Origin of the sequence: Billgrantia montanilacus (assembly GCF_003336675.1) — a bacterium.
GTDB lineage: Bacteria > Pseudomonadota > Gammaproteobacteria > Pseudomonadales > Halomonadaceae > Halomonas > Halomonas montanilacus.
Window position 1 is genome coordinate 52,831 of sequence record NZ_QPII01000010.1, and the last position, 26,258, is coordinate 79,088.

General features: G+C 63.8%; 27 protein-coding genes. 15 read left to right on the top strand and 12 right to left on the bottom strand.

The genetic code is table 11. The features are described 5' to 3' along the window. Positions 1 to 116 precede the first annotated feature (116 nt). The 3 genes from DU505_RS13950 to DU505_RS13960 all read right to left on the bottom strand — a co-directional run bounded on the left by DU505_RS13950 (position 117) and on the right by DU505_RS13960 (position 3,967). Positions 117 to 323: a cold-shock protein gene (locus tag DU505_RS13950; protein ID WP_043517745.1), complete on the bottom strand. Its 207-nt coding sequence runs from the start codon at positions 321 to 323 to the stop codon at positions 117 to 119. Between the two features lie 254 nt (positions 324 to 577). Beyond that, positions 578 to 2,233, bottom strand: coding sequence for a GMC family oxidoreductase (locus tag DU505_RS13955; RefSeq protein ID WP_114479598.1), 1,656 nt, complete (start codon positions 2,231 to 2,233; stop codon positions 578 to 580). Positions 2,234 to 2,455: 222 nt separating this feature from the next. Continuing rightward, the gene (locus tag DU505_RS13960; protein WP_114479599.1) at positions 2,456 to 3,967 is read right to left on the bottom strand and encodes a CoA-acylating methylmalonate-semialdehyde dehydrogenase; all 1,512 of its coding nucleotides are present in this window, start codon (positions 3,965 to 3,967) and stop codon (positions 2,456 to 2,458) included. A gap of 155 nt (positions 3,968 to 4,122) precedes the next feature. Here DU505_RS13960 and DU505_RS13965 point away from each other — a divergent pair, with 155 nt between their 5' ends. Together DU505_RS13965 and DU505_RS13970 are read left to right on the top strand one after the other, a co-directional pair. Then, positions 4,123 to 5,046, top strand: coding sequence for a LysR family transcriptional regulator (locus tag DU505_RS13965; protein ID WP_114479600.1), 924 nt, complete (start codon positions 4,123 to 4,125; stop codon positions 5,044 to 5,046). An 82-nt stretch (positions 5,047 to 5,128) separates the two neighbouring features. Beyond that, a complete protein-coding gene (locus DU505_RS13970; protein ID WP_114479601.1) occupies positions 5,129 to 5,650 on the top strand; it encodes a cytochrome b in 522 nt (173 codons plus the stop codon). A 125-nt stretch (positions 5,651 to 5,775) separates the two neighbouring features. On the opposite strand, the gene DU505_RS13975 is transcribed toward DU505_RS13970, so the two are convergent. Further along, a complete protein-coding gene (locus DU505_RS13975) occupies positions 5,776 to 6,249 on the bottom strand; it encodes a PepSY domain-containing protein (protein ID WP_114479602.1) in 474 nt (157 codons plus the stop codon). Positions 6,250 to 6,451: 202 nt separating this feature from the next. Here DU505_RS13975 and DU505_RS13980 point away from each other — a divergent pair, with 202 nt between their 5' ends. From DU505_RS13980 to DU505_RS13990, 3 genes are read left to right on the top strand one after another with little or no spacing between them, the layout of a single operon-like run. After that, positions 6,452 to 6,778, top strand: coding sequence for a PepSY domain-containing protein (locus DU505_RS13980; protein WP_114479603.1), 327 nt, complete (start codon positions 6,452 to 6,454; stop codon positions 6,776 to 6,778). Further along, entirely contained in the window at positions 6,775 to 7,443 is a 669-nt protein-coding gene (locus DU505_RS13985; protein ID WP_114479604.1) for a response regulator transcription factor, read from the top strand. Before DU505_RS13980 ends, DU505_RS13985 begins: the two co-directional genes overlap by 4 nt. Continuing rightward, the gene (locus tag DU505_RS13990) at positions 7,440 to 8,819 is read left to right on the top strand and encodes an ATP-binding protein (RefSeq protein ID WP_114479605.1); all 1,380 of its coding nucleotides are present in this window, start codon (positions 7,440 to 7,442) and stop codon (positions 8,817 to 8,819) included. Before DU505_RS13985 ends, DU505_RS13990 begins: the two co-directional genes overlap by 4 nt. A 148-nt stretch (positions 8,820 to 8,967) precedes the next feature. Here DU505_RS13990 and DU505_RS13995 read toward each other — a convergent pair whose 3' ends face one another. The 5 genes from DU505_RS13995 to DU505_RS14015 form a co-directional block, all read right to left on the bottom strand. Then, positions 8,968 to 9,777 (bottom strand): ABC transporter permease, encoded by an 810-nt coding sequence (locus DU505_RS13995; RefSeq protein WP_114479606.1) that lies wholly within the window; start codon positions 9,775 to 9,777, stop codon positions 8,968 to 8,970. Next, positions 9,774 to 10,661, bottom strand: coding sequence for an ABC transporter permease (locus tag DU505_RS14000; RefSeq protein WP_114479607.1), 888 nt, complete (start codon positions 10,659 to 10,661; stop codon positions 9,774 to 9,776). Before DU505_RS14000 ends, DU505_RS13995 begins: the two co-directional genes overlap by 4 nt. After that, entirely contained in the window at positions 10,645 to 11,820 is a 1,176-nt protein-coding gene (locus tag DU505_RS14005) for an ABC transporter ATP-binding protein (protein WP_114479608.1), read from the bottom strand. Before DU505_RS14005 ends, DU505_RS14000 begins: the two co-directional genes overlap by 17 nt. 263 nt (positions 11,821 to 12,083) lie before the next feature. Further along, positions 12,084 to 13,199 carry an extracellular solute-binding protein gene (locus DU505_RS14010; RefSeq protein WP_114479609.1) on the bottom strand — a complete coding sequence of 372 codons (1,116 nt, stop codon included), beginning with the start codon at positions 13,197 to 13,199 and terminating at the stop codon, positions 12,084 to 12,086. Between the two features lie 215 nt (positions 13,200 to 13,414). Further along, complete coding sequence (locus tag DU505_RS14015; RefSeq protein ID WP_114479610.1) at positions 13,415 to 14,494, bottom strand: NAD(P)-dependent alcohol dehydrogenase; 1,080 nt, start codon at positions 14,492 to 14,494, stop codon at positions 13,415 to 13,417. A gap of 268 nt (positions 14,495 to 14,762) precedes the next feature. Here DU505_RS14015 and DU505_RS14020 point away from each other — a divergent pair, with 268 nt between their 5' ends. Then, positions 14,763 to 15,206 (top strand): YybH family protein, encoded by a 444-nt coding sequence (locus tag DU505_RS14020; RefSeq protein WP_114479611.1) that lies wholly within the window; start codon positions 14,763 to 14,765, stop codon positions 15,204 to 15,206. 91 nt (positions 15,207 to 15,297) lie between these two features. On the opposite strand, the gene DU505_RS14025 is transcribed toward DU505_RS14020, so the two are convergent. Next, positions 15,298 to 15,864, bottom strand: coding sequence for an NnrU family protein (locus tag DU505_RS14025; protein ID WP_114479612.1), 567 nt, complete (start codon positions 15,862 to 15,864; stop codon positions 15,298 to 15,300). A gap of 197 nt (positions 15,865 to 16,061) precedes the next feature. Between DU505_RS14025 and DU505_RS14030 the strand changes: the two genes are divergently transcribed. Both DU505_RS14030 and DU505_RS14035 read left to right on the top strand, forming a co-directional pair. Beyond that, the gene (locus tag DU505_RS14030; protein WP_114479613.1) at positions 16,062 to 16,526 is read left to right on the top strand and encodes a DUF2243 domain-containing protein; all 465 of its coding nucleotides are present in this window, start codon (positions 16,062 to 16,064) and stop codon (positions 16,524 to 16,526) included. Between the two features lie 2 nt (positions 16,527 to 16,528). Further along, positions 16,529 to 17,410, top strand: coding sequence for a cytochrome c oxidase assembly protein (locus DU505_RS14035; RefSeq protein WP_114479614.1), 882 nt, complete (start codon positions 16,529 to 16,531; stop codon positions 17,408 to 17,410). Here the strand turns inward: DU505_RS14035 and DU505_RS14040 are convergent. Further along, the gene (locus DU505_RS14040; RefSeq protein ID WP_114479615.1) at positions 17,326 to 18,816 is read right to left on the bottom strand and encodes an FAD-dependent oxidoreductase; all 1,491 of its coding nucleotides are present in this window, start codon (positions 18,814 to 18,816) and stop codon (positions 17,326 to 17,328) included. The genes DU505_RS14035 and DU505_RS14040 overlap by 85 nt on opposite strands. A 247-nt stretch (positions 18,817 to 19,063) precedes the next feature. Here DU505_RS14040 and DU505_RS14045 point away from each other — a divergent pair, with 247 nt between their 5' ends. The 7 genes from DU505_RS14045 to DU505_RS14075 all read left to right on the top strand — a co-directional run bounded on the left by DU505_RS14045 (position 19,064) and on the right by DU505_RS14075 (position 24,905). After that, on the top strand, positions 19,064 to 20,317 hold the full coding sequence (locus DU505_RS14045; protein WP_114479616.1) for a M20 family metallo-hydrolase: 1,254 nt from the start codon (positions 19,064 to 19,066) through the stop codon (positions 20,315 to 20,317). A gap of 330 nt (positions 20,318 to 20,647) precedes the next feature. Beyond that, positions 20,648 to 20,800 carry a hypothetical protein gene (locus DU505_RS22605; RefSeq protein WP_181872830.1) on the top strand — a complete coding sequence of 51 codons (153 nt, stop codon included), beginning with the start codon at positions 20,648 to 20,650 and terminating at the stop codon, positions 20,798 to 20,800. Positions 20,801 to 20,938: 138 nt separating this feature from the next. Further along, complete coding sequence (locus DU505_RS14055; RefSeq protein WP_147273086.1) at positions 20,939 to 21,184, top strand: hypothetical protein; 246 nt, start codon at positions 20,939 to 20,941, stop codon at positions 21,182 to 21,184. Positions 21,185 to 21,287: 103 nt separating this feature from the next. Continuing rightward, entirely contained in the window at positions 21,288 to 21,815 is a 528-nt protein-coding gene (locus tag DU505_RS14060) for a helix-turn-helix domain-containing protein (protein ID WP_114479619.1), read from the top strand. Beyond that, positions 21,812 to 22,543: an AzlC family ABC transporter permease gene (locus tag DU505_RS14065; protein WP_114479620.1), complete on the top strand. Its 732-nt coding sequence runs from the start codon at positions 21,812 to 21,814 to the stop codon at positions 22,541 to 22,543. The genes DU505_RS14060 and DU505_RS14065 overlap by 4 nt, the downstream gene beginning before the upstream one ends. Continuing rightward, complete coding sequence (locus DU505_RS14070; protein WP_114479621.1) at positions 22,536 to 22,883, top strand: AzlD domain-containing protein; 348 nt, start codon at positions 22,536 to 22,538, stop codon at positions 22,881 to 22,883. The genes DU505_RS14065 and DU505_RS14070 overlap by 8 nt, the downstream gene beginning before the upstream one ends. A gap of 291 nt (positions 22,884 to 23,174) precedes the next feature. Further along, positions 23,175 to 24,905 carry an ExeM/NucH family extracellular endonuclease gene (locus DU505_RS14075; protein ID WP_114479622.1) on the top strand — a complete coding sequence of 577 codons (1,731 nt, stop codon included), beginning with the start codon at positions 23,175 to 23,177 and terminating at the stop codon, positions 24,903 to 24,905. 111 nt (positions 24,906 to 25,016) lie between these two features. Here DU505_RS14075 and DU505_RS14080 read toward each other — a convergent pair whose 3' ends face one another. Continuing rightward, positions 25,017 to 26,240: a TauD/TfdA family dioxygenase gene (locus tag DU505_RS14080; protein ID WP_114479623.1), complete on the bottom strand. Its 1,224-nt coding sequence runs from the start codon at positions 26,238 to 26,240 to the stop codon at positions 25,017 to 25,019. Positions 26,241 to 26,258: the final 18 nt, after the last annotated feature.

Genomic DNA, 26,258 nt, shown 5'->3' on the forward strand with positions numbered 1-26,258 from the left:
GGCCTTATGCCAGCACACGTCAAATGCTAATTTTGCAAAAGACGCAAACGAAAAGGGCCCGCCGAAGCGAGCCCTTTCCTACGCTACCTGACGGTAGCGCCCATCAGATCAGTCGATTAATCGACAGACTTGATGTTGGAAGCCTGGAGGCCTTTCTTGCCCTGGGTGACGTCGAAGGAAACCTTCTGGCCGTCTTGCAGGGTCTTGAAGCCGTCAACCTGGATCTCGGAGAAGTGTGCGAACAGGTCGTCGCCGCCTTCGTCCGGAGAAATGAAGCCAAAGCCTTTAGTGTCGTTGAACCACTTAACTGTACCAGTAGCCATTATCGAATTCCTCGAATAGCGTTTGATGTTGCCGGGAAATACCCGAGTTATGCTGGGTAAGACAAGAAACTTTCACCGGGAGATCGACGCCATGAGCCTTCGATGACCACTTGCGATGTTCCACTTACTAACCAACTGGCGCCAAGAATGCGCCATTGGCAGGTCCGCGTCAAACACTATTTCATCGAAAGCAGGAAAAGCGGTGAAAGACGACGCCTGTCTGGCGGATCGCCCCAGAGGCCGGCGGAGCGGCCCTAGTGCCGCTCCGCCAGGATCCAACCCGCCGCCTTCTCGGCGATCATCAGGGTCGGTGAATTGGTGTTGCCGCTGGTGATGGTCGGCATGATGCTGGCATCCACCACCCGCAGTCCCTGGACACCGTGAACGCGCAGGCGCGGGTCCACCACCGCCATGGGGTCGTCTGCCCGCCCCATCTTCGCCGTGCCCACCGGATGGAAGATGGTCGTGCCGATATCGCCGGCCAGCCTCGCCAGTTCCTCGTCGGTCTGGTATTCCAGCCCCGGCTTTACCTCCTCGGGATGGTACCTGGCGAAGGCCGGCTGCTCGGCGATGCGTCGGGTGACCCGCAGCGAGTCCGCGGCCACCTTGCGATCCTCCTCGGTGCTCAGGTAGTTCGGCGCGATGGCCGGGGCTTCACGCGGGTCGCGGCTCTTGATGCGCACGCTGCCGCGACTGGTGGGGTTGAGGTTGCACACGCTGGCGGTGATCGCCGGATAGTCGTGCAACGGTTGGCCGAAGGCCTCCAGGCTCAGCGGCTGGACGTGGTATTCGATATTGGGGTGCTCGTACGCCTCGCTGCTGCGGGTGAAGGCGCAGAGCTGGGAAGGCGCCATGCTCATGGGGCCGGTACGCTTGAGCACATACTCCATGCCGATCTTTGCCTTGCCCAGCCAGGAGGCGGCCAGGGTATTGAGCGTCTTGGCCCCCGTGACCTTGTAGACAGAGCGGATCTGAAGGTGGTCCTGCAGGTTCTCCCCCACGCCGGGCAGTTCATGCACCAGGGGAATATCGTGCTCGGCCAGCAGCGAAGCCGGCCCGATACCCGAGAGCTGCAGCAGCTGCGGCGAGCCGATGGCGCCGGCGGCCAGGATCACTTCACGGGTAGCCTTTACCTGGCTGATGACGCCGTCGCGCTCGAGCTCGACGCCGGTAGCACGAGGCTTCCCCTCGCTGCCACTCTCGAACAACAGCCGGTGCACCTGGGCGGAGTGCCAGAGGGTGAAGTTATCGCGCTTCGCGCACGTTGGCCGCAGGAAGGCCTTGGCCGCGTTCCAGCGCCAGCCGCTGCGCTGATTGACCTCGAAGTAGTCGACCCCCTCGTTGTCGCCGCGGTTGAAGTCGCGGGTACGGGGGATGCCGGCCTGCACCGCCGCCTCGGCAAAGTCGTCCAGCACCTGCCACTTGAGGCGCTGCTTCTCCACTCGCCATTCGCCGCCGTGGCCGTGGTAGTCGCGGTGTGCTGCGTCCGCATCGCCGCCGTCGTCGAGGCGATGGTGATGCTCGTGCTTCATGAAGTCCGGCAGGCAGTTCTCCCAGCGCCAGGCGTCGTCGCCGCTGGCTTCGGCCCAGCCGTCGTAGTCACGGGCCTGGCCGCGGATGTAGAGCATGCCATTGATGCTGGAACAGCCGCCCAGGGTCTTGCCCCGGGGGTAGATCAGAGAGCGCCCGTTCAGCCCCTTGTCCGGCTCGGTGCGAAAGCACCAGTCGGTACGCGGGTTGTTGATGCAGTAGAGGTAGCCCACCGGCACGTGGATCCAGTGGTAGTTGTCGCGCCCCCCGGCCTCGATCAGCAGCACCCGGTTATTCGGGTCTGCACTCAGGCGGTTGGCCAGCAGGCAGCCGGCGGTACCGGCGCCCACCACGATATAGTCGAACTCTTGCTCTGCCATGGCGTGTTCTCTCCGGGCAGCCGCGTTGCGGCGGCCAGATCGCTTTTTTTCGTTCCCCTTGGCGATATCGCTCGAGGCTATCCCGGCAACAGGCTTCCGAGGGGGCGCTGTGAACCCATCCCTGGGCGCTACCGATGCCATCCATGGCATCGGACCCCCTCTACAGCCTGTTCCCGGCGCCTCTCGCTAGAGGCACTGGCACTCGTACTTACCTCGCCAAAGCTACTTGTGTGTCGGCATGGCGAACTCGGCGCCGGCGTTGATCGAGTCCGACCAGCGCTGCATGATCGACTTCTGCTTGGTGTAGAAGCGCACGCCCTCTTCGCCGTAGGCGTGGGTATCGCCGAACATGGAGCGCTTCCAGCCGCCGAAGCCGTGCCAGGCCATGGGTACCGGGATCGGTACGTTGATACCCACCATGCCCACCTGGATGCGGCGACCGAATTCGCGCGCCACGCTGCCGCTTTCGGTGAAGCAGCTCACGCCGTTGCCGAACTCGTGGTCGTTGATCAACTGGATCGCCGTGGCGATATCGGGCACCCGCACGCAGGCCAGCACCGGGCCGAAGATCTCCTCGCGGTAGATGGTCATCTCAGGGGTGACGTGATCGAACAGCGAGCCGCCCATCCAGAAGCCCTCGGCGCAGCCCTCGCCGGTGGCGGCGGCGTCGATGTCGCGACCGTCGACCACCAGCTCGGCGCCCTCTTCCACGCCCTTGTCGATATAGCCGGTGATGCGCTGGTGGGCCGCCGCGGTAACGATGGGGCCCATCTCGGCGTCAAGTTCGAGGCCGTTCTTGACCTTGAGCGCACGGGCGCGCTCGGCCAGGCGCGGCACGATCTGATCGGCCACGTCGCCCACCAGCACCGCCACGCTGATCGCCATGCAGCGCTCGCCGGCGCTGCCGTAGGCGGCACCGATCAAGGCGTCGACGGCCTTGTCCAGGTCGGCATCGGGCATCACCACCATGTGGTTCTTGGCCCCGCCCAGGGCCTGGACGCGCTTGCCGTGATGCGCACCGCGCTCGTAGATCAGGTTGGCGATGGGGGTGGAGCCGACGAAGGAGAGCGCCTTGACGTCCGGGTGTTCGATCAGCGCCTCGACGGAGGCCTTGTCGCCCTGGACCACGTTGAACACGCCATCGGGGAGCCCCGCCTGCTTGAGAAGGTCGGCGATCAACAGCGAGGGGCTGGGATCGAGCGGGCTCGGCTTGAGGATGAAGGTGTTGCCGGCGGCGATGGCCAGCGGAAACATCCACATCGGCACCATCACCGGGAAGTTGAACGGGGTAATGCCCGCCACCACGCCCAGCGGTTGGCGCATGGTCCAGTTGTCGATGCCGGTGCTGACCTGCTCGGTGTAATCGCCCTTGAGCAGCTGCGGGATGCCGCAGGCAAATTCGACGATATCGATGCCGCGTGCCACCTCGCCCTGGGCGTCGGTGAATACCTTGCCGTGCTCGGCGGTAATGGCCTGGGCCAGCTCATCCTTGTGGGCGTTGAGCAGCTCCAGGAAACGAAACATCACCCGGGCACGACGAATCGGTGGGGTATCGGCCCAGGCCGGGAAGGCAGCCTTCGCCGCTGCCACGGCGCGGTCGACGTCGGCCGAACCGGCCAGGGCCACCTGACCGGTCGCCTGGCCGCTGGCGGGGTTGGTCACCGCCTGGCGCTGGGTGGCCTCGGCCGCGACACGCTGGCCGTCGATATAGTGATCGATATTGGTCGTTGTCATAATGGTTGCCTCAGTTCGATGCGTTCTGCCAGGAAATCTGTACTGGCTACCAGAGTAACGCGCTATTCGCCTTAATCAATTGAGTAATTCCTAACCAGAATATAAGCTTTACTTATAATACTGGGAAACCCATCTTCCCCTTCCTGGAGCGTGCCATGCAGGACCTGCAGACCCTTCGCGCCTTCATCACCGTGGCACGGGAAGGCAGCGTGTCCCGCGCCGCCGAAAAGCTCCACCTGACCCAGCCGGCGGTCAGTCTCAAGCTCAAGCAGCTGCAGGAAGGTCTCGGGCTGGCCCTGTTCCACCGCCGCCCTCAGGGCTTGAAGCTGACGGCCGATGGCTACGCCCTGCTGCCCGCCGCCGAACGGACCCTGGCGGCCATGGCCGCCTTCGAACAGAGTGCCCATGCACTACACAGTACCCTGCGCGGGCGACTGAGGATCGGCACCATCGTCGACCCGGAGTTCATCCGCCTGGGCGCCTTCCTGCATCGCCTGGTGGGCCGGGCGCCACAGCTGGAGACCGCCCTGCAGCACGGCATGAGTGGCAGCGTGCTGAACTGGATCCGGCGCGGCGAGCTGGATGTGGGGTTCTATCTGGCACCACCGGGCGAGGGGCCCGGAGACGATTCGCAGGAGGTGGCGCACCGGGAGCTGACCCAGTTTCACTACCACGTGATCGCCCCCGCCGGCTGGAGCGGGCGGCTTACCCACACCGACTGGCCGAGCCTGGCCGCCCTGCCGTGGATCGTGACCCCGCAGGAATCCGTCCATCACCGCCTGCTACAAGGCGTGATGGAACCCCAGGGGCTTGCCCCCAATGGCGTGGCCCAGGTGGATCAGGAGGCCTGCATGCTCGACCTGGTGCGGGCCGGGGTGGGGCTCAGTCTCGCCCGTGACGCCCTGGCCATGGCCGAGCGCCAGGAGCGGGGTCTGGTGGTGGTCGAAGGGGTGCGTCTGCCCTGCTCGCTGAACTTCGTCTGGCAGCGCCAGCGCGGCGATGAGCCCGCCATCGCCGCTGCACTGGAGGTGCTGGAGAGCGTGTGGGGTAACCACGCTGGTTCAGCCGCTGTTGTGTGAACGAAGCATGAACGGCGCCTTAAGACTCTCGCAAGACGGCGGGGAGTAAAAGGATCACGTACCCAACCAAGGAGTGATCCCCATGAACTGGCTAGATACTGAAAACCGCTATGGCCTCGTCTCCCGCAGTGTTCACTGGACCATGGCCCTGTTGGTGCTGCTCATGCTCGGCAGCGACTGGTGGATGGAGGCTTTCGAAGATCTGGGCAAGGCTAACCTGATGGGCCTGCACGAGAGCGCAGGATCGTTGCTGCTTGCGTTGCTCGCCTTTCGCCTTGCCTGGCGCTGGCACAACCGCGGCCGCCTTGCTCCACCTGCCCACTGGCGTCTCGCCGCTCGCCTCGGTCATCTCGTTCTCTACGGCCTGTTGTTGGCCATCCCGGCAAGCGGGCTCCTGGCGGCCTGGGGCAGCGGCCATGGTGTGACCTTCTTCGGGTTGCCGATGATTGCCACCGGCCCAGAGATCGAGTGGCTCGAGGAGGCCTTCGAAGAAATCCACGAGGTGCTTGCCAACCTGATGTGGGTGGTTATTGGTGGGCATGTGCTCGCCGCCCTGGTCCATCAGTGGTGGCTGGGCGAGCGCAGCCTCCAGCGCATGAGTTGAGCGTCCATTCTTTGACACCACAGCTAGATCGAAAGGCCCGGCACGAATCCGTGCCGGGTCATCGAATACTCCATCTAACAGTATCTTAGCCAACAAGAACCGGGGCAATGCCCCGACACAGTGGTTCAGTCACGCTCTACCTCAAGAACCTCCCTTTCACCCTGGCGACTCTTGACCTCGAGCTCACGGCCGTCGCTGTCACGCCCCTCCACTTCGATACGTCCATCGCGATCGACCTCGATTTCCTCGAATTCGACCATGCCTTCGGCAACAGCCAACTCCATGGCCAGCTTTACGTCGGCCTCGCTCATGCCCCAGGCGCCCCCTTCTCGGCGCTTGCGCTCCTCTTCGAGGGACTCACCGGTTTCCAGCGAAAGACGCACCTCAGCTTGCCATTCGTCATCGAGCCAACCTTCGATCTCGACGCTGTCACGCCCCTTGACTTCGATCTCCTGGAAGTGCTGGAAACCGAAGGCTGCCGCGTGCTCCAGCACCTCGTCTAGGCGATCCGTCGCCAGGCTTTCATCGCTAGCCTGAGCGGTGAAGCCGGCGAGCATCAAGGCGGACAAGGAACCGGCCAGAATCATCTTGCGTTTCATGTGTGATACCTCCGTAGATGGTGATGCCTTCAAGGTGTCTCGTTGTAGACACAACTCAGGTTTTATCATCTGCCAGCTTGCCCGAAGCTGACGGCGCCGTTCATGCTGTGTTCATGTCAGGCCCGGCATCCTTGGAAACATGATGATACGCACGCTTCCCCTCCAGCCACCCCCTCTACGCTCGACACGCGTCCGTCGAGTGATGCCCGCCTTGTTGCTATCGGCACTCCTCGGCCTTTCGGCAAATCCCGGCCTCGCCGACGATCACTGGCGCAACCTCCATGATGCGGTACGCAGCGGCAAACTGGTCGCTCTGCCGGAGATCCTCGACTGGCTAGAGGCCCGCTACAAGGGGCATGTGCTCGAAGTGGAACTGGAGCGCGACGACGGCCGATTGATCTATGAAATCGAGATGCTCGGCCCTCAAGGCCAGGTGGTGGAGTTCGAGTTCGACGCCGTAAGTGGTGAATTGGTCGGCATGGAGGGAGTCAACATCGACGGCATGCGACGCAGCGAGGAGACGCGATGAAGGTGTTGCTGGTGGAAGACGACGATGCCCTGGCCGAAGCCCTGGCGGGGGCGTTGCATGAGGCCGGGGTGCTGGTTGAGCGGGCCGACAGCGGCAGCGAAGCCGATTACCTGGTACGCACCGAAGTCTACGATGCCGTGATCCTCGACCTGGGACTGCCCGACGGCGACGGCAGCCGCTGGCTCGGCCAGTGGCGGGAAGACGGCATTGAGCTGCCAGTGCTGGTTCTGACCGCGCGCACACGCTGGGCAGACAAGGCCGCCGGATTCTCGGCCGGCGCCGACGACTACGTCACCAAACCCTTCGAGACAGCCGAGGTACTGTTCCGCCTTCGCGCCCTGGTACGCCGTAGTCACGGTCACGCTCACCCGGTGCTGCACATCGGCGAGCTGACCTTCGACACCCACACCGGCAGTGTGACCCTGGCCGGGCGTCCCATTGGCCTGACCGCCCAGGAGTTACGGCTGCTCGCCTACCTGGCCCATGCCGCTCCGCGGGTGGTCAGCCGCAGCGAGCTGGTAGAGCACGTCTATGATCGTGATCACGAACCAGACTCCAACGTCATCGACGTCCAGATCAGCCGCCTGCGACGCAAGCTTGGGGCCGAGCACATCGAGACCTGCCGTGGTCAGGGCTATCGGCTCATCGGCGGTGACGCCTCATGAACCGACTGCGGCATCTATCCCTGGCCAGCCGTCTGATGCTGGCTACGCTGCTGGTGCTGGTGGTTGCCCTACCGCTGGCCGGTCTCGGCCTCGCCCAGCACTTCCGTACTACTGCTACCGACTCCTTCGATCGCCAATTGGAGGCACTACTCAACGTGGTGATCGCCGGCCTTGCCTGGGACGACGCGCAGCAGCAACTGGTACAGGAGCGCGACCTCGGCGACCCACACTTCGAGCAGGTCTTCTCTGGCTGGTACTGGCAGGTCAGCGACGGCGCCGAGCGGGTACTCTCCTCGCGCTCACTTTGGGACCAGCGCCTGCCGGTGCGAGAGACAGCCGATGTGATCCGCGATAATTTCGTGGGACCACGCGACACACCGCTACGGGTCATCGAGCGCGACATCCACCTGGCTCCGCTCGATACACCGCTGCACATCAGCGTGGCGGCACCGCGGCAGTCGCTGGAGCTTGAACTGGAGCGTTTCACGCGTCTCGTGGCACTATCGCTAGCCAGCCTCGGCCTGCTGGTGCTGATCACCCTCGCTCTGCAGGTCCGCTGGGGGTTGGCACCGCTGCGGCGTCTGCAAGCCGACCTCGCGCACGTGGAGAACGGCGATGCCGAGCGGCTCGATACCCGGCTTCCCGCCGAGCTGGCGCGCCTGGCCGGAGCCATGAATGCCGTTCTGGCGCGCGATCGACGGCTGATGGAACACGCGCGCCATGCCGCCGGCAACCTGGCTCACTCGCTCAAGACGCCCGTGAGCGTACTGACCACCCTGGCCGACGGTATCGAGGAGCCACGTCGCACTCGAATTCGCGACGAACTCTCCCGTATAGATACCGCTGTCCGCCACCACCTGGCCCGAGCCACTGCTGCTGGCGATGTCGGCCTGGCACCCCGGGTCGCCGTGGCAGAGGTACTTGCGCCTATTCTCGACGGTCTCAAGCGACTCGCCACGCGCCGCGGCGTGAAACTTGATCACGACCTGGCCAATGAACTGCGTGTGCGGATGGCGCCCCAGGATCTCCAGGAACTTGTCGGTAATTTGCTGGACAATGCCCTGCGCTGGGCAAAGGGCCAGGTTCGACTCCTCGGCCATGAAGAGAGCGAAGGAATCTGGCTCTGCGTGGAGGATGACGGCCCCGGGATGGACGAGGCCCAGCGCCAAGCCGCCACGGGCCGCGGGGCCCGCCTGGATGAGCAGCGCTCCGGCAGTGGCCTGGGACTGGCCATCGTCTCCGACCTGGTAGCCCTGCATGGCGGCCAGTTGGCCTTGGACACTTCTCCCCTGGGCGGCCTGTCTGTTCGTGTCTGGCTACCGGCCCGGCCGCTCGCCGAGACCCCGGTACCGTACCCGGCCGGAGAACACATCTAACCCACCCCGGCGCAGATGCCAGGAGTCTGAAGCCGTCAGCAAGAAGGGCTTGAGACTTCGAATGGGTTCGGGACACAGTTTGCACCCTGTTGGCACGCCCGTATCTCAGGATACGGGCGACGCCTGTATGCTGACCTATGTGCCCTGCTTACACCCCCTTCACACTCCGAGCCGCTTCCTCGCGCCGGCGCTTCACCTCGTAGGCGATGGCCAGCACCACGGTGACGAGGATCAGTATCAGCCCCAGGGCGTTGACCGCGGGGGTGAGGCCGGTGCGCACCTTGGAGGCGATATAGACAGTAAGGGTCGTGTCGTAGCCGACCACGAACAGGGTGGTGTTGTAGTTCTCGAAGGATTGCAGGAAGGCGATCACCCCCGCCGAGTAGATCGCCGGCTTGAGGTACGGCAGCAGGATTCGCCGGAACATCTGCCACTGGCTGGCCCCCAGGTCCAGCGCGGCCCGCTCCATGGTGCGGTCGAAACGCTGCAGCCGGGCGGTGACCATCAGCATCACATAGGCGGCGATGAAGGTGGCCTGACCCAGCACGGTGAGGAAGATACCGCCGCTCACCCCGAACTGGCGCCAGAAGATCAGCGTCGAGATGCCGATGATCACGCCGGGGGTGAGCAGTGGCGAGAGGATCAGGGCATAGAGGAACGGCTTGGCGCGACTCGAGACCGTATTGAGGAACAGTGCCGTGGCGATGCCGATGGGCACGGCCAGGCACAGCACCCCGACAGCGACGATCGCGCTGTTGCCCAGCGCCTGCCACATGCCGCCATCGGCCGCCAGTTCACCGAACCAGCGCAGGGTGGTGCCATCCCAGGGGGTCACCGTGGGGAAGCGGCTGTCGTTGAAGGTGGCCGCCGCCATGATCAGCAGTGGCAGGAACAGGTAGACGAAGAAGACCACCACGTAGAAGCGCAGGCCGAAGGCCAGCAAACGCTGCGAGCTCATTTGGCAATATCCCCCAAGCCTACCTTGAAGATCTTCATCACCAGCGACATGAACCCGATACACAGCACCAGCAGCAGGAAGGCGTAGGCCGCCCCCTGGTTCCAGTTGCCGCCCTCGAAGAACCAGTTGTAGATGATCTGGGTAAACCAGCGGCTGCCGGGCGAGCCCAGCAGCGCCGGCACCGCGTAGCTGCCGGCGGCGAGCATGAAGGTCATGATGCAGCCGGTGGCGATGCCCGGCTTGGCATGGGGAATCACGATGCGTCGATGGGTGCGCACGGTGCCGGCTCCCAGGTCCCGCGCCGCGCGCACCTGGTTGTCGTCAAGGCTCTCGATGGCGTTGTAGACCGGAAAGACCATGAAAAGGATGTAGGCGTAGACCATGCCCACCATCACCCCGGCATCGCCGTTGAGAAAGCGGATCGGACGGTCGATCAGGCCCAGCATCATCAAGACCTCGTTGAGCGGCCCGCGAAACGCCAGGATGATGAACCAGGAGTAGGTGCGCAGGATCTCGTTGATCCAGAAGGGAATGATCAGCAACAGGATGCAAAGCGCCGCCTGGCGCGGGGTGGCCACCTTGGCCAGGTACCAGGCCAGCGGATAGCTCACGATCAAGGTCAACACCGTGACCAGCACGCTCGACCACAGGGTCTTGAAGAAGATGGAGCGATGGATATCGTTGTTGAACAGCGTCGCGTAGTTGGCGATGGTCAACCGATCCTCCGGCCCGCCGATCTGCGCCGGCAGCAGGTTGGGCTTGAGCGAGTACTCGATCATCTGCAGCTGCGGCAGGGTCACCATCACGATCAGCCAGATGCCGAGCAGCGTGAGGATGGCGACCGCCAGCGGTCCGCCGAAACGGGCACTAAGCTGACGAAACATGAGCGCCTCCCGCCGCGGTACGGCTATCCACCATCTCGCCGGTGGTTTCGTCGACCACGGCGCTACCGTCATCGGGCAGCACCACCGCATCCGCTGGGTCATAGCCGAATGTCATCCGCTGGCCCACGGTGAGCGAGTCCGCATACTGGCGTGACACTTCATGGCCAAGCTGTACTCGCAGCTTCTCGCCGGAGGCCGTAAGACGCGTCTCCAGCATCACCGAGGCGCCCTCGAAATGCACCGCTTCGATCTCTCCCTCGAGCCGTGGCCCGGCGGCATCGGCGGCCACCGGCTTGAGATGCTCGGGTCGAACGTAGAGCGCCACCCGGTCGCCGTTCCCCAGGCTGACGTCCTCACCCGCGCTGCCGGCGAGTTCGCCCAGCGCACCGGCGTCCAGGCGAACCCGCTGCCCTTCCCGGTCCACGAGCCGGCTCTCGAGGCGATTATTCTCGCCGACGAAGGCCGCCACGAAGCCCGTCGCCGGACTGCGATACAGCGTCATGGGGTCGGCGACCTGCTGGATCCGCCCCGCCGACATCACCGCCACCCGGTCGGACATGGTCAATGCCTCGCCCTGGTCGTGGGTGATATAGATGAAGGTGATGCCGGTCTTGCGCTGGATGGTCTTGAGCTCGGCCCGCATATGCTGGCGCAGCTTCAGGTCCAGCGCCGAGAGGGGTTCGTCGAGCAGCAGCACCCGGGGCTCCACCGCCAGCGCCCGGGCGATGGCCACCCGCTGCTTCTGGCCACCGGAGAGCTCGGTTACCTGCTTGGGGCCGCTGCCCTCGAGGGCGACCAGCGCCAACAATCGCTCGGACGTCTCACGTCGCTGCTTCTTGCCGACACCGCGCACCTCCAGGCCGAACTCGATGTTCTCGAATACCGTCATCAGCGGAAAGAGCGCCAGGTTCTGGAAAATCATCGCCGTGGGGCGACGGTTGACCGGAACCCCGGCGACCGGCTCCTCGCCGATGAAGACCTGCCCCTGGCTTGGTACGAGGAAGCCACTGACAATATTGAGCAGGGTCGTCTTGCCGCAGCCCGAAGGGCCGAGGAAGCTGAAGAACTCCCCCGAGCCGATCGTAAGCGATGTCTTCTCGATGGCGGTGAAGTCGCCGAAGCGCATCACCACCTCATCCAATCTGACGCTACCGTCCATTCAATCGTTGCCTTCTTGAACTGAATGCCGAAGTGACAGCTGCTGACTCTCCCCTCGGCAAAACGGCACGTCAGCGCAACCGCTGACCACAAAGGCGTGGACCTGGCACTTCATTTGCGGCCTGCGCGTCGGATAGGAACAACATCCCTGTTGCCTATCCTCGATCGACATCCCTGTCGATCGCCGCGCGCCGCTGCATTCAGTGCCAGCGCCTTTGCGATGTCAGCTTATTGCGCTACGTGCCTCTATGCTTATGACCCAACTCACGCGCTCAAATAGCGATCCTGGTACTCATTCCGCAGCGCCACGTACCAGGGCTCCTGGATCGGCCACCACCAGAGATTGGCCAGGTCCTCTTCGCTGTAGGAGTCGGTGAAGAACTGACGCGTCTCCTCGGGCAGCAGCTCGGTGGCGCCCTTTGAGGTGGAGTTGTAACCGGTAGCCTTGACGAACATGGCACCGGCCTCGGGGGTGTAGTACCAGTTGATCAGCTCGTAGACGGCATCGGGGTTCTGGGCGTTCTTGGGAATCACGAAGCCTTCCATCCAGGCCAGGGCTCCCTCCTTCGGTGCGCCGTAGGCGATGTCTTCACCCTCCTGCTGCAGGCGGAAGGCGGTGGAGTCCCAGGTCTGGCCGATGATGGCACCATTGGTACGGAAAGCGGCCTGGGCCTCGTTCTCGGTATCCCAGAACTGGGCCAGCATGTGCTTGTGCTTGGCCGCCTCCTCGAGGATGACGTCGAAGTTGGCACGCATCGCCTCTTCGGACTTGTAGGAGTCGAGCATCGGGAACGGCAGCCTGCCCTCTCGCTCCAGCCACAGGCCGATACCCACCAGCGCCGAGTGGCCGCGCACCGTTACGCCCTGGCCGTGATCGGGATTCCACAGGTCGGCATAGCTGAGGTTGGCGCGGTCCACGTCGGCGTAGCGGCGATGCCAGGTGATCGCCTCGGTGCCCCAGTCGCTGGGAGCGAAGAAGCGCTTGCCATCCACCACGCCGCCGACCTTGGAGCCCTCGATGGCACTGTCCAGGGCACCATCCCAATTGATCCGCGACTCGTCCAGCGGCTGCACCAGGTCATAGTCGAGGTAGCCCGGCACCCGATCCACCGTGGGCATGATCACGTCGAAGCCGCTGCCATCGGTGGCCCGCAGCGAGTTCATGAGCTCGTCGTTGGTGCCATAGGGCGTGAAGGTGGCGCGTATGCCGGTCTTCTCGGTGAAGTCGGCCAGCATTTCATCGGTGAAATAACCGGCCCAGGCGTAGATACGCAGGGTCTGATCCTGGGCCAGCACCTTGTTGATGTAGAACGAAGGCACGGTAGCGACCGCGCCAGCGGCCAGGGTGCCTTGCAGGAAACGGCGACGTGTGAACGACATGACGGTTCTCCATGAGGGTCTTGCACAGGGTGACAGGGGTCAGAGGGACCTGGCCCCCGACCCTTATCGCGCGACTCCATGACGATGGGATGAACATTGAATGACCGTTCAATCCTCGTGTAACAGAGAGTAGCAGTCCCTCAGGAAAAATCCGTTCGCGCTTTCAACGCTTTTTTCGCCCATAGCGGTGGCGCCGGCCGGCTGGTGAAGTTCGCCTAGCTTGCCTGAATCGCCACCTTCAGCACGCCGTCACGCTGGTGAGAAAAGAGATCGTAGGCATCGACGATCTGCTCCAGTGGGTAGCGATGCGTGACCATCGGGCCCAGATCCAGCCGGCCTGCTTCGATCACCTGCATCAGTCGACGCATGCGCTCCTTGCCACCCGGGCAGAGCGACGTGACGATCTTGTGGTCGCCAAGCCCAGCACAGAACGCACCGAGCGGAATGGTGAGATCCTCGGAATAGACGCCGAGGCTCGACAGCGTGCCGCCAGGCTTGAGCACCTTCAGCGCCGACTCAAAGGTAGACTGTAGACCGAGCGCCTCGATGGAGGCATCGACCCCGCGCCCGCCGGTGAGCTTGAGGATTTCCGACACCACGTCGACCTTGCGGAAGTCGAGGGTGATATCGGCCCCCATCTGGCGCGCCATCTCGAGCCGCTCGTCAACGCCATCCACGGCAATGATCAAGCCTGCCCCGCGCAGCCGAGCTCCGGCGGTGGCGCACAGGCCAATGGGCCCCTGGGCAAACACCGCCACCGTGTCGCCAATCTTGATGCCGGCCGATTCCGCCCCGGCGAAGCCGGTCGACATGATGTCGGGGCACATCAGCACCTGCTCGTCGGTGAGGCCGTCCGGAACCGGCGAGAGGTTGGCCTGGGCGTCAGGCACCAGCAGGTACTCCGCCTGGGCACCATCGATGGTATTGCCGAAACGCCACCCACCCATGGGCTTGTAGCCATGGGCATGGTGCCCACCATCCTGGGCACTACAACCATCCTGGCAGGCGTAGGAGGTAAAGCTCGGGCAGATGGCACCGGCTATCACCCGCTGGCCTTCGATATACCCCTGGACGTTGGCTCCTAGCTTCTCGATCACCCCCACGGGTTCATGACCAATGGTCAATCCCTTCTCCACCGGGTACTCGCCCTTGAGGATATGGACATCGGTGCCGCAGATTGTGGTCGTGGTAACACGAAGGAGGGCATCGTTGGGCCCGATCTTCGGAATCGGCTTGTCATCGATCTCGATGCGTCCCGGCTCGACGAAGATGGCCGCTTTCATCATGGCTGGCATGGTCGTGGTTCCCTTGTGGTCGGCTGGTCGTTGGCCCAGGTAAGTGCAATGGCCCCACTACACTATCCGCCAAGAAGGGCAGACATCACCTTGATGCAAGTCAAGATAGCTTAGACAACCGGTATGCGATGACCGATCGTGTGGCGCCCCCCAGATAGGCGAATTGCCGCCACCGCGCAGCCAGGGGTCGATTCCATCGCCGTCCGTACGACAGAAAGGTGCCAGACTGTCGACTAACTCCAGACGAATCGACCCGATGAGGTGACCCATGACGACCCATACCGGCCTGTCCCCTGAGGCCGCGGTGCTGGAACAGCTGGAAAGCTGGGCGGCAGCGGTGCGTGCCAAGGACATCGATGCCATCATCGACCACTATGTCCCGGATATCGTCGCCTTCGATGCGGTGACGAAGCTGCAGTTCAAGGGCGTGGCGGACTACCGCGACCATTGGCTGGCATGCATGGAGATGTGCCCGGGACCGATGGTCTTCGAGCTCCACGAAATCGCGATCCACGCAGAAGGCCACGTGGCCTTCTGCCATGCCCTGCATCGCTGCGGCGGCACCAACGACAAGGGAGAGACAGAGGTGAGCTGGCTGCGCATGAGCAGCGGCTACCGGCGCCTCGAAGGCAAGTGGAAGGTGGTGCACGAACACTTCTCCGTCCCCTTCGAGATGGAGAGTGGCAAGGCGCTGTTCGATCTCGAACCCTGAGACTCGACCCTTCGAGTGTACCGATGACGGCACCTCCCCCGCCGTGCACGGGGGAGGTGCGGCACGGACATGGGTGTCGGCCTCGGCGACTTCACATCACCGGTACACCGGTCACCCAGACGTGCAGATGAAAGGCGAAGAGGTAATAGGCGATCAACCCGCCGATCACGGTAATGGCCGTGCCGGCCATGCGGGGCGTCGTCGGCGGAGCCGGCTGGCGGCGGCGCGCGGAGCGGAAGTCCAGCACCGCCCAGGCCAGGAAGGCACCGAAGAAGACGATGTCACCCAGGCGGCCGTTGGCCAGCAGGTGAGCCAACGCCCATACCTTGACCGCCAGCACCATGGGATGACCCAACTTGGCCTTGATATGGTTGCCGGGGACATAGGCCGCTACCAGCAGGATAAAGGCCGGGATCATCAGCAGCGCAACGGCATGGCGCAGGCCCGTGGGCGGAAACCAGATCCAGATGGGATCGAGGCGCATCTGGCCGTAACCCCAGATGGCGATGGCCAGGCCGATGACCGAGACCACCGAGACAGCGGCCTTCCAGCCCAGCTCCCCCATACGCTGGACCTGTGCACTGCGCCAATCGTCGGCGAAGATGCGCACGGAGTGCACACCCAGAAAGAGCAATAGGCCAAGAATCATCACGAGCATGCCGGGGCTTCCTTTGCGTTGGGTGTCGAAACGGATATCGAAACAGCATGCAGCTTAACGATACCGGCTCGTTACACCAAGGCCTTGGTAAAAGATTCGGCAGCATGACCCCGCCAACTGATCCAGCAAACCCCCTTGTTTCAAGCCCCGACTCGCCTACCTTGATAGTCACGATTCCATGGAGCAAGGATGCTGCGATGGCAACGCCACCCCCCGTCCCATTATCCGACACCAGGCGCTCATTCTGGTGTGCCGTGTTGATAGGCGCCGGTGTCATGGCCGGTATCGATGAGATCCTGTTTCATCAGATCCTGCAGTGGCACCACTTCTTCGACCATGCCACCCCCACGGTCGGCATTCTTTCCGATGGTCTGCTGCATGCCGCGGAGCTGCTGGCCCTCGTTGCCGGTTTTTTTCTATTGACGGATCTTGCCCGCCGGCAGCAGCTGTCAGTGGGCTGGGCCTGGGCCGGCGTTTTCCTCGGCATGGGTGGCTTTCAGCTCTTTGACGGAATCGTCAGCCACAAACTGCTGCGTATCCACCAGATTCGTTATGACGTCGATCTTCTCGTCTATGATCTGGCCTGGAACCTGTCGGCACTGATATTGCTCGGGATAGGTCTCTGGCTCTACCGCCGGGCAAGCCGTCCCGAACATAGGTAGTCATGAACGAATCGAATGGCGCTACTTCCGATATCCCGCTGCTCGCTATGCTGCCGCTTATCCTCCTGTTGATCATCAACCTTGCCTACCTGAGCGCCGCCTATCGCCAACGGTCTACCACGAGAGGCTGGAGTGGATGGCGCACCGGCTTCTTCATCACCGGAAGCCTGCTGCTGGGCGTGGCATTCGCCCCGCCGGCCATGGCCTGGGCCCACCACGACCTGCGCCTTCATATGGTGCAACATCTTTTGATCGGCATGCTCGCGCCTCTGGCTTGGGTGCTGTCGGCCCCCGTTACGCTGCTGTTGCGCACGCTGCCTCCCAGAACCGCGCGTCATGTCGTCGTGCTGCTACAGAGTCGGCCAGTACGGACCATCTCACATCCGCTAAGCGCGCTACTGCTGAATATCGGCGGCATGTATTGGCTCTACCTGACCCCCCTCTATGCAACCACACTGCAGCACCCGGCATTGCATCACTGGATGCACCTCCACTTTCTGGTGGCCGGCTACCTGTTCTACTGGTCGATACTCGCAGGCCCGGATGCCGCACCTCATGCCCTCGGTATGCGCTTTCGGCTGGGCGTACTATTCGTGTCGATGGCCACCCATTCCATCCTCGGCAAGCTGATGTACGGCTATCTATGGCCACGAGGCACGGGCCACGAGGTGGAGGAGATCCAGGCCGCCGCCCAATTGATGTATTACGGCGGCGACCTGGCCGAGGTGCTTCTAGCCATCGCGCTGTTTACGATGTGGTTGCGCACTCCGCCTTCGCGACGGAGTGTGTTGCCGCCGTATCAGCCCGTGCCACCCGCTCGGGACAGCGGGCGATACGCAGGCCCCTCGATCACCTCGCCATCGGTATCGAAGCGACTGCCGTGACAGGGGCAGTCCCAGGTCGACTCGGGTGCGTTCCAGTGCACGATGCATTTCAAATGGGGGCAGACGGCAGACAGAACTTTGAGCTCACCGGCCTCGGTGCGGTGAATCGCCAGCTTTTCGCCATTTTTCGTAGCAACCCTGGCCTGCCCCCGCGCAATTTCTTCGAAGGAGTCGATGCTTTCGGTTCCCAGGTAATCCCTGGCCAGGTGCTTGGTGACGGTGACGTTCTCCTTGGCATACTGCAGCGCCGACTTACCCGGCGTGATACGGCGCGAGCCGAAGCGGGCCTGCCAGGGGTTGGCGTGGCCCAGTATCTCGTCAGCGATGAGCCTGCCGGCCAATGCGCCCCATACCAGGCCATCGGCGGCGAAGCCCGTTGCCATGTAGAGGTTGTCATGGCCATGCATCCGGCCGATATAGGGCAAGCCGTCGGGTGAGTTGTATTGCTGGGCAGACCATTGATGGCTGAACGATTCGACATCAAAGTGGTTGCTCAGGTATTCGCGCAGCAGCTGATAGTGGTCGCCCACGTGCTCGCCGGTCTTGTGCTTCTCGCCAACCACCACCAAGTAGGAGGCGTCGCCGTGGCGATAGCTGCGCAGAGAGTGGAAGGGATCGAGCAGCCAGAAGATGCCTTCAGGGTACTCGCCGTTTCTCAGCCTGGCAGCGACGGCATATTCCCGCGACACCACCATGCCCGCCTGCAGCAGGCTGACCCCCTTGGGGGTATGGGTAGCGAAGACGATACGCCGGGCCGCGATGCTCGCCGTGTCGGTCTCCACTACGCCTTCCTCGGCATCCACCCGACGCACGGGGCTCTGTTCGTGGATCACGCCCCCCTCGCCGATCAGGGCGGATGCCAGGCCCTGGACGTAGTGCAGCGGATTGAATTGGGCCTGGTCGGGGATCCGGATACCCCAACTATCGAAGGGCAGCCCGGGGCTCTCGGCCGACTCGATGTCGAGCCCCGCCCTGCACAGTGCGTCCCGCTCATCGTTCAGGCTGCGGTCGCTGTGCTGCCCGTCGCCGATCAACAAACGATAGGCCGATTGACGGCGAAATCCACAGTCGATGGAGAAGCGCCGGATCAGCGCCTCGATGTCGTCGATCGCTTCGCTTCTCGCCCAAACCACATCGGCTGACACCTCGTCGCCCCACTTCCTGCACAGCGCCGCCTGCCCGGAAGCCAGTGTGGTGTAGAGATTTCCCGTGGAGCCACCCGTCACGCCGCCGCCCACCGTCCTCGCCTCGAGCACGACCACTCGCTGACCGGCTTCGACCAGCGGCAGGGCCGTCGTCAGCCCGGTAATGCCCGCCCCGATCACCACAACATCGGCCTCGGTATTGGTTTGCAGCGGGGCGCAGACCGGCACGCCAGAGCTACCCAACCTCCATATCGTCTCCATAACGACTCCTTTCGTCAGGACAATGGTCAGCACAGTGCATCCTTACTGCTACTAGTTATAGAAGCTGGTGGGTGGGGGCGCTAACCGGACGATGTCGCTTTGGTCACCCAACTCGCTGAAGCGCCTGGAGACTCCAGTCCATCGAGCTCCCTCGAAGTTGACGCGATGCGAAGGGCTCCGCTAGCTTGAATTTATCATGATAAATAACCCGACAGCGGACGCTCCCTTCGCCTTCACGAGACAGCAGATGCCAATTTCCCATGAACAGGCGGCCGACCAGGCATGGCAGTGGCTGGAAGCCGCCTCCCGTTTCAGCGAAACCCAAGACCCCGAACGCGACGGCGTGACGCGCCTGTGCGCCACCCAGGAGCACCGCGCCATGCTGGACGCCCTGTCCGAATGGATGCGAGGCCTGGGCATGACGGTGCGTCAGGACAACGGCGCCAACCTGATCGGACGCCATGCCAGCTGGAACGCCGCTGCGCGCACTCTACTGCTCGGCTCTCACCAGGACACCGTGCCCAATGGCGGCAAATACGACGGCATCATGGGCGTGATCCTGCCCCTGGCGCTTATCCATTACCTGCGCGAGAGCCGCATAGAGCTGCCCTTCCACATCGATGTGGTCGCCTTCAGCGACGAGGAAGGCACCCGCTTCAGCTCCACCCTGCTGGGCTCCAAGGTGCTGGCCGGGACCTTCGACAACACCATGCTGGACGCCGTCGACGACGAAGGGACGAGCCTGAGGCAGGCGCTTATCGAGTTCGGCTGCCGGCCGGAAGCCATTACCGGGGACGCCTATCCCGCCGAGGAGGTCATCGCCTTCATCGAGACACATATCGAGCAGGGCCCTCAACTGGAGCTGGAGAACCTGCCCGTTGGCGTGGTGAGTGCCATCACCGGCATCGAACGGCATCGACTCACCGTTCACGGCCTGGCCGGACATGCCGGCACGGTGCCCATGCACCTCCGCCAGGATGCGCTTGTCGGCGCGGCCCGTGTCATCCAGCTGGTGGACACGCTATGCCAGCAAACCGAGGACCTTGTCGGTGTGGTGGGCAAGATCGAGAATGCGCCGAACGGGGTCAATGTCATCCCCCAGACCACGACGCTCTCCATCGAGCTGCGTTCACCCGACGACGCAATCCGTCGCCAGGCCAGGCAGCGGCTGTTCGAGCAGATCGAGGCGACTCTTGCCGCTTCCGGCCTCTCCTTCGACCACTCCCTCACCTACGAACAGCCGGCCGTGCCCTGCTCCGCCTGGCTAATTCAGGTGCTGGAAGGCGCGGTGCAGGATACCGGCATCGAGCCCAGGATACTGTTCAGCGGTGCCGGCCATGACGGCCTCGCCATGCAGGCGCTGTGCGACATCGGCATGCTGTTCCTGCGCTGCAAGGGTGGCGTAAGCCACCACCCCGGCGAAGCCATCGCACCCGGCGACCTGACCAGGGCGCTGAGCGTACTGGAGAACGTTTGCCACCGCCTCGCCGCACACGGCTGAGCCCTATCATGTCTCGCCTCGCCCCTGCACCACTATCCCGCTTGACTGATGGGCAACGGGCATCCATACCTAAGCGGAATGCCCAAACGATAAGGAGGTCGTATGCTACGTTTACTTGCTTTGGCTGCCGGCGCGTATTGGCTGCGCAAGCCTGAAAACCGAAAACTCGCTGAAGATAAATTGAGGGAGGGGTGGGACCGTGTCGTGAACGGAACCGACAAGCGTAGACAAGACGTCAGCACGCATCATGCCTCTCGGAGACCCAACCAGGACCGCGTCCTGTAGCGGCCTTGCCAACCATGTCCTTCTCACTCAGGCAGGGAGGTCTGTATGAGAAAATGGATCTTGTTAGCCGTTATCAATTGGTTGAGAAAACCGGCAAACCGAGCCAAGGCAAAAAATGCCTGGAGCGGCATGCGCGGGAAGAAACCTGATAAACGGCAATCCGGAAGCAATCCGAACCAACGCCCCAACAGCCGCTGACTCGAGATCAGCCAGGGCGGCACTTCAGCGGAAGGAGCCCACCTCGACACCATGGCAAGGCTGCGGTTCGCCAAACCGCCACAGTCTTGCCATGCATGTGGCGATGTATCAGGGGGAAGACATCTTGGGGAGGGCACAGTGACCCAGCATGAAAGAACCGTGATGGCCTTCGACGACCAGGGCCGCGAGTACATGATCGACATGTTCGTCAGCACACGTGAGCTCAGCGAAATGCAGCATGCAGGCGCCACACGTGGCACCTCCGTCTTCCGCACACACGACGGCCACGACGTGACCTACCTCGGCAACGGCGAGTTCATGATCATGGTGCCGGGCGAAGCAGCCGGTGTGACGGCAAGGACTGACGATTCGGAGTTCGTTTAAGGGCCCGCCAAGCATGACGTGTGGGGGCTGAGCGGTTAGGGCTTGACAGAACCGTTCCTTTTATAGAACGTTCGTTAAAAGGAACGGTTCGGAACCCACCATCATGGACAAGCTCTCACTCGGTACCCTGGGCCAGCACCTGCAGACCCTGCGCCTGGCGCAAGGCTGGTCGCTCTCGCAGCTGGCTGCCGCCGCCGGCATCGCCAAGTCGAATCTGTCACGCCTCGAGCAGGGCAATGGCAACCCCACCCTGGATACCATCTGGCGCCTGGCGGTGCAGCTGAAGGTACCCTTCGGCACCCTGGTCGCCCCCATCGCCGTGCCGCTTGGCGAGGATGGCGTGGAGGTGCGCCTGCTCGACCAGGGCAAGGATCACCCCCAGGTGGATGCCTACTGGATGCGCTGCGCGCCCCACACCACGCGCCACGCCGAGCCCCATACCCCGGGTGCCCGAGAATCCCTCACGCTTATCAGCGGCACGCTGGAGGCCGGACCGGAAGGCGCCACCAAGCACCTCTCGGCCGGCGACACTCTCACCTTCGCCGCCGATTGCCCGCACCTCTATCGCACCCGGGACACCTGGGCCACGCTGCTGCTCAGCGTCGTCTATCACGAGGAGACCACCTCATGAGCCTGCAAGCCACGTCTTCGCCGTCCCGCGCTTGGTTGACGGGCATGCGCGAGGCCATTCCGCTGCTCGGCGGCTATGTGCCGGTGGCCATCTCCTTCGGACTGATCGCCACCCAGGCCGGCTTCAGTGCCTGGGAAGCCGTGCTCATCTCGACGCTGATCTATGCCGGTGCCTCCCAGTTCCTGTTCGTCGGCATGGTCGCCGCCGGGGGGCCGCTGTGGCTGGTGGTGGCCATGACCCTGCTGATCAACGTGCGCCACGTGGTCTACGCCCCCAACCTGGCCCCCTGGCTGACGTCCAGCCGATGGTGGCCGTGGCTGATGCACGGCCTCACCGACCAGGTCTTCGCCGTGGCCCACGCCCGCCTGCCCCAGCTGCCGGCCTCCCAGCGCCTCGGCTGGTTCACCGGCGCCGCCCTGCTGGCCTGGTTGAGCTGGATCGGTGGCACGGCACTGGGCGCGGTGGCCGGCGGCGAACTGGTCGCCCGCTGGGCCCTGATGGGTGAGATCCTGCCCTTCGCCCTGCCCGCCCTCTTCCTGGTACTGATAGCGCCCCGCTTCACCTCGCGGCGCTGGAGCCTGGCCCTGGCCATCACCATCGGCATCGCCCTGCTGCTGACGATGAGCGGACTCACCAACGTGGCGATTCCGCTTGCCGCCGTCTGCGGCGCGCTGTGCTTCTATAGCGTGAAGTTCGTCACCACAGGGAAAGGAGAACGCCATGAGTAGCGCCCTCTGGGTCGCCGTCCTCGCTTCGGCGCTGGGTACCCTGCTGATGCGGCTGCTACCTCTGGTGTGGATGCAGCGCCGCCTGGAGCGGCAAGCCAACGACGACAGCCTGGAGGCGATACCCCAGTGGCTGAGCCTGCTAGGCCCATTGATGATTGCCGCCGTTTTCGGGGTATCGCTGATGCCGGTGGCGCCTGGCGCCCTCTCCTGGCTGGCCACCCTCATCGGCGTCTTGGTGACCCTGGCTGTCTGGTGGCACAAGCGTACACTGGGCTGGCCGGTCGCAGCCGGGGTAGCGGCCTATGGTGTGGTGGTGATGCTGGCGGGCCTGGCGTCCTAGCAGGATCGTGAGTGTATCCAGCCGTTGGACTCGGCTTTGTCTGAAAAGTCGGCGAGCGAAGGCCAGACAAGGCAAAAATCGGCGACAAATCGGCAGGAAAGCCGATTTGGGCAGCTCCGCTGCTCGAAGAGCGAGCGACAAGGATGTCGCGAGTCCAAAGACGGAGTTTACGGGGGGTAAATGAGCACTTTGAGCCGATTTTTAACGCCGTATGGCCGAGCGCAGCCAGTTTTCGGACAGAGCCTAGCGCGAGTCGCGCACCAACTGTCCGCCTTCGCCATGGAGAGCACCATGACCGACACCGACAAGCCCCCTGCCACCGGCAAGCGCCGCCGCCATGCCGTGGCCCGCCGCGCAGGGCCACTAACCCTGCTGCTCGCCCTGCTGCTGGTGGCCGCACAGGCCGCGGCCAGCTGCCCCGTGCCGTCCAGCACCGACCTGGCCGCCATCAAGGGCCATGGCGAACGTCCGGCCCTGCCTTCCGGCCACGAGGTGATCGCCGACGGCGTGGTGACCGGGGAGTTCCTCGGCGGCGAACGGCTGGACGGTTTCTATCTGCAACAGGCGACCGAGCAGGGCCCTGTCGGCCTGTTCGTCTATATGCCCAGCGCAACGCCGAGCGACGCGGCGCTTATCACTCCCGGCAGGCACCTGCAGCTCCACGCCAGCACCGGCGAGTACCGCGGCCAGATCCAGCTGCAGCGGGTCGAGCGGATCGAGCCCTGCGCCCGCGACCGGCTGCCCGAACCATTGACGGTGAACTGGCCGCTCAGCGAGGAGCAGCTGTCACGGAAGGAGGGTCTGCTGCTGGCGTTTCCGCAGGCCCTGACCGTCACCGGTAACTACGAGCTCGCCCGCTACGGCAGCCTCGCGCTGGCCGCCGAACGCCTGTTCCGGCCCACCAATACCCCCGGCGAAACCCAGCAGCGGGATAGCCTCCTGCTGGACGACGGCAGCTACCGCGCCTTTCCGACCCCCATTCCCTATCTGGATGCGGACGGCACCCGCCGCGTCGGCAGCAGCGTCGAGGGGCTGACCGGGATACTTGCCCACGCCTTCGACGCCTACCGCCTGCACCCGACCCTGGAGCCAGACTTCGAGGACGCCAACCCGCGCCCGGGGCCGCTGCCCGAGCCGGGAGAGCGGCTGCGGGTGGCGACCTTCAACGTGGAGAACTACTTCACCACACTCGGCCAGCGCGGCGCCGCCAACGCGGAAGAGCTGGAGCGCCAGCAAGCCAAGCTCGCCGCTGCGGTTGAGGGCCTGCAGGCCGACATCCTGGCCCTGGTGGAGGTCGAGAACGACCCACGCGCCCTGGCCGACCTGGTCGAGCAGCTCGGCGAGCGGACTGGTATCCGCTACCGTGCGGTCGGTGGGGATGCCAACCGCGGCAGCGATGCCATCAAACTCGCCCTGATCTACCGGCCGGACCGGGTAGAGGCCGTGAGCGAGCTCTATGCCGACGACGCCCCCACCCATCACCGCCCACCGCTGGCGGCCTTCTTCCGCAGCCTGGACGGCGGCCCGGCCTTCGGCGTGGTGACCTCCCACTTCAAGTCCAAGACCGGCTGCCCGCCCCGGGGCGATATCGACCGCGGCCAGGGCTGCTGGAACCAGCGCCGGGTGGAGCAGGCACAGGCCATGAACGGCTTCCTGGGCCGCCTCGCTGCCGCCGAGGGACACGAACGCCTGATGCTGATCGGCGACCTCAACGCCTACGGCGCCGAGGACCCGATCCGCACCCTGACCCACGCAGGACTGGTCAATCTGATGGCCCGAAAGCTGCCGCCGGAGCGCCGCTATAGCTATGTGTTCCGCGGTGAGTCGGGCTACCTGGATCATGCCCTGGCCAGCCCCGAACTGGCCGCGGCAGTGACAGAGGTGCGGCCGTGGCATATCAATGCCGACGAGCCGCCTTTCCTCGGCTACGATGGACCGGACAATGCAACGCCCCACTTCCGCCCCGACCCTTTCCGCTCCTCGGACCACGATCCGATCACGGTGGACCTGGAGTGGCCGTAATTCACTGTGCCACATTCAACCCACGGCGGGAGAAGTTCACCCACCAACGAGCTGCAGCCGCACACCGGTTAGGCGAACAGTGAAAGGGACGTATTACCCTGGCGAGAGGCTTCAGACTTCAGTGGTAAGTCGCCGGCGACGTCTGGCGCGCTGCACCATGCGGTAGCGCGAGCGAATCTCGTCACGCTCCATGTAGCAGCCCTGCAGCCAGCGGTGGCCACTTGTGCCCTCGAAGGCGTCGCGGGCGTGCAGTAGCCGGCGATTATCGAAAATCACCGCATCACCGGGCTCGTACGTGAAACGAATGGCAAAACCCGGTTCACGCAACATCCGTTGCAGGGTCATCAGCGCTTCATAGGCCGATTCCACTTCGTCGAAAGGGATCTGCAGCGGGCCACGCAGGAAGTCGGCAATTCGTACTTCGAGCAGCTCGCCGCGATGGTCGAGACGGATCATCGGTGAGTACCAAACGTAGTCGGTGGTTCTGGCAGTATTGGCGTAGCACCAGCGCACCCGTGTCAGGGTAGTAAAGGCTTTTGGGTCGCGCTCGCGCAGTGCCTCGGCCACAGCGAAGCCGTCTAGCATCACTGCTTCGCCGCCCTCAACGCTATTCTCCAGACAATGCAATATCTGTAGGCCAGGATGATATTCCCGCGTCGGCAGGTCAGTGTGCGGCGGTAGGGCGATCGAGGTGTAGGCGTTAGAGTCCGGATCCGGCTTCGCCTTGACATCAAATAGCAGGCCGAAGTTTGTGGGCCGGATTGGACCGATACGTTGGGCAATCGCCTTGAGCGAATCGGGCTCGGTGGGCAGGCCGCGGAGGCGCACAATCCCCTTGCTCAGCACGCTCATCAAGGCCGGGGCAAGGATTGCTTCCTCGGCCTCGCAAAACGGCTCGGTGTCGAACAGGTCGCTGGCATCAAGGCTATCGGGGCTTGCTTCAGTACCGCCGTACCAGAGCGTAACCGGTACCAGCGGCGGCTCGGGGTCACCAGCATTGTCATAGTCGTGGGCACGCAACCAGCCGGGATGGAAGCGTAGGTAGCCAACATCGGTAACGAAGTTCACGCACAGCGCACCGGCTTCATCAATCTCGGCGCCCGTAATTTCCGGCCAACCAGGTAGGGTAGAAAGATCAAGTATGCGCTCTCGGGTCGCCGGATTCACGGTTGTCTCATCCGCGGCGTTTTCGCGTAGCCAGATACCGTGATAGCGACTCTCACGGCCGTCGCTCCAGCGTACCGTCAACAGCCTCGACGTGAACGACACTGCCTCAAGGTCGGCTTCTATCGGCCAGGCGTCGTAGTCGGGGGACAGGGGAAGGGAAGTGGTCATCTTGGCCTCCTTAGCGTT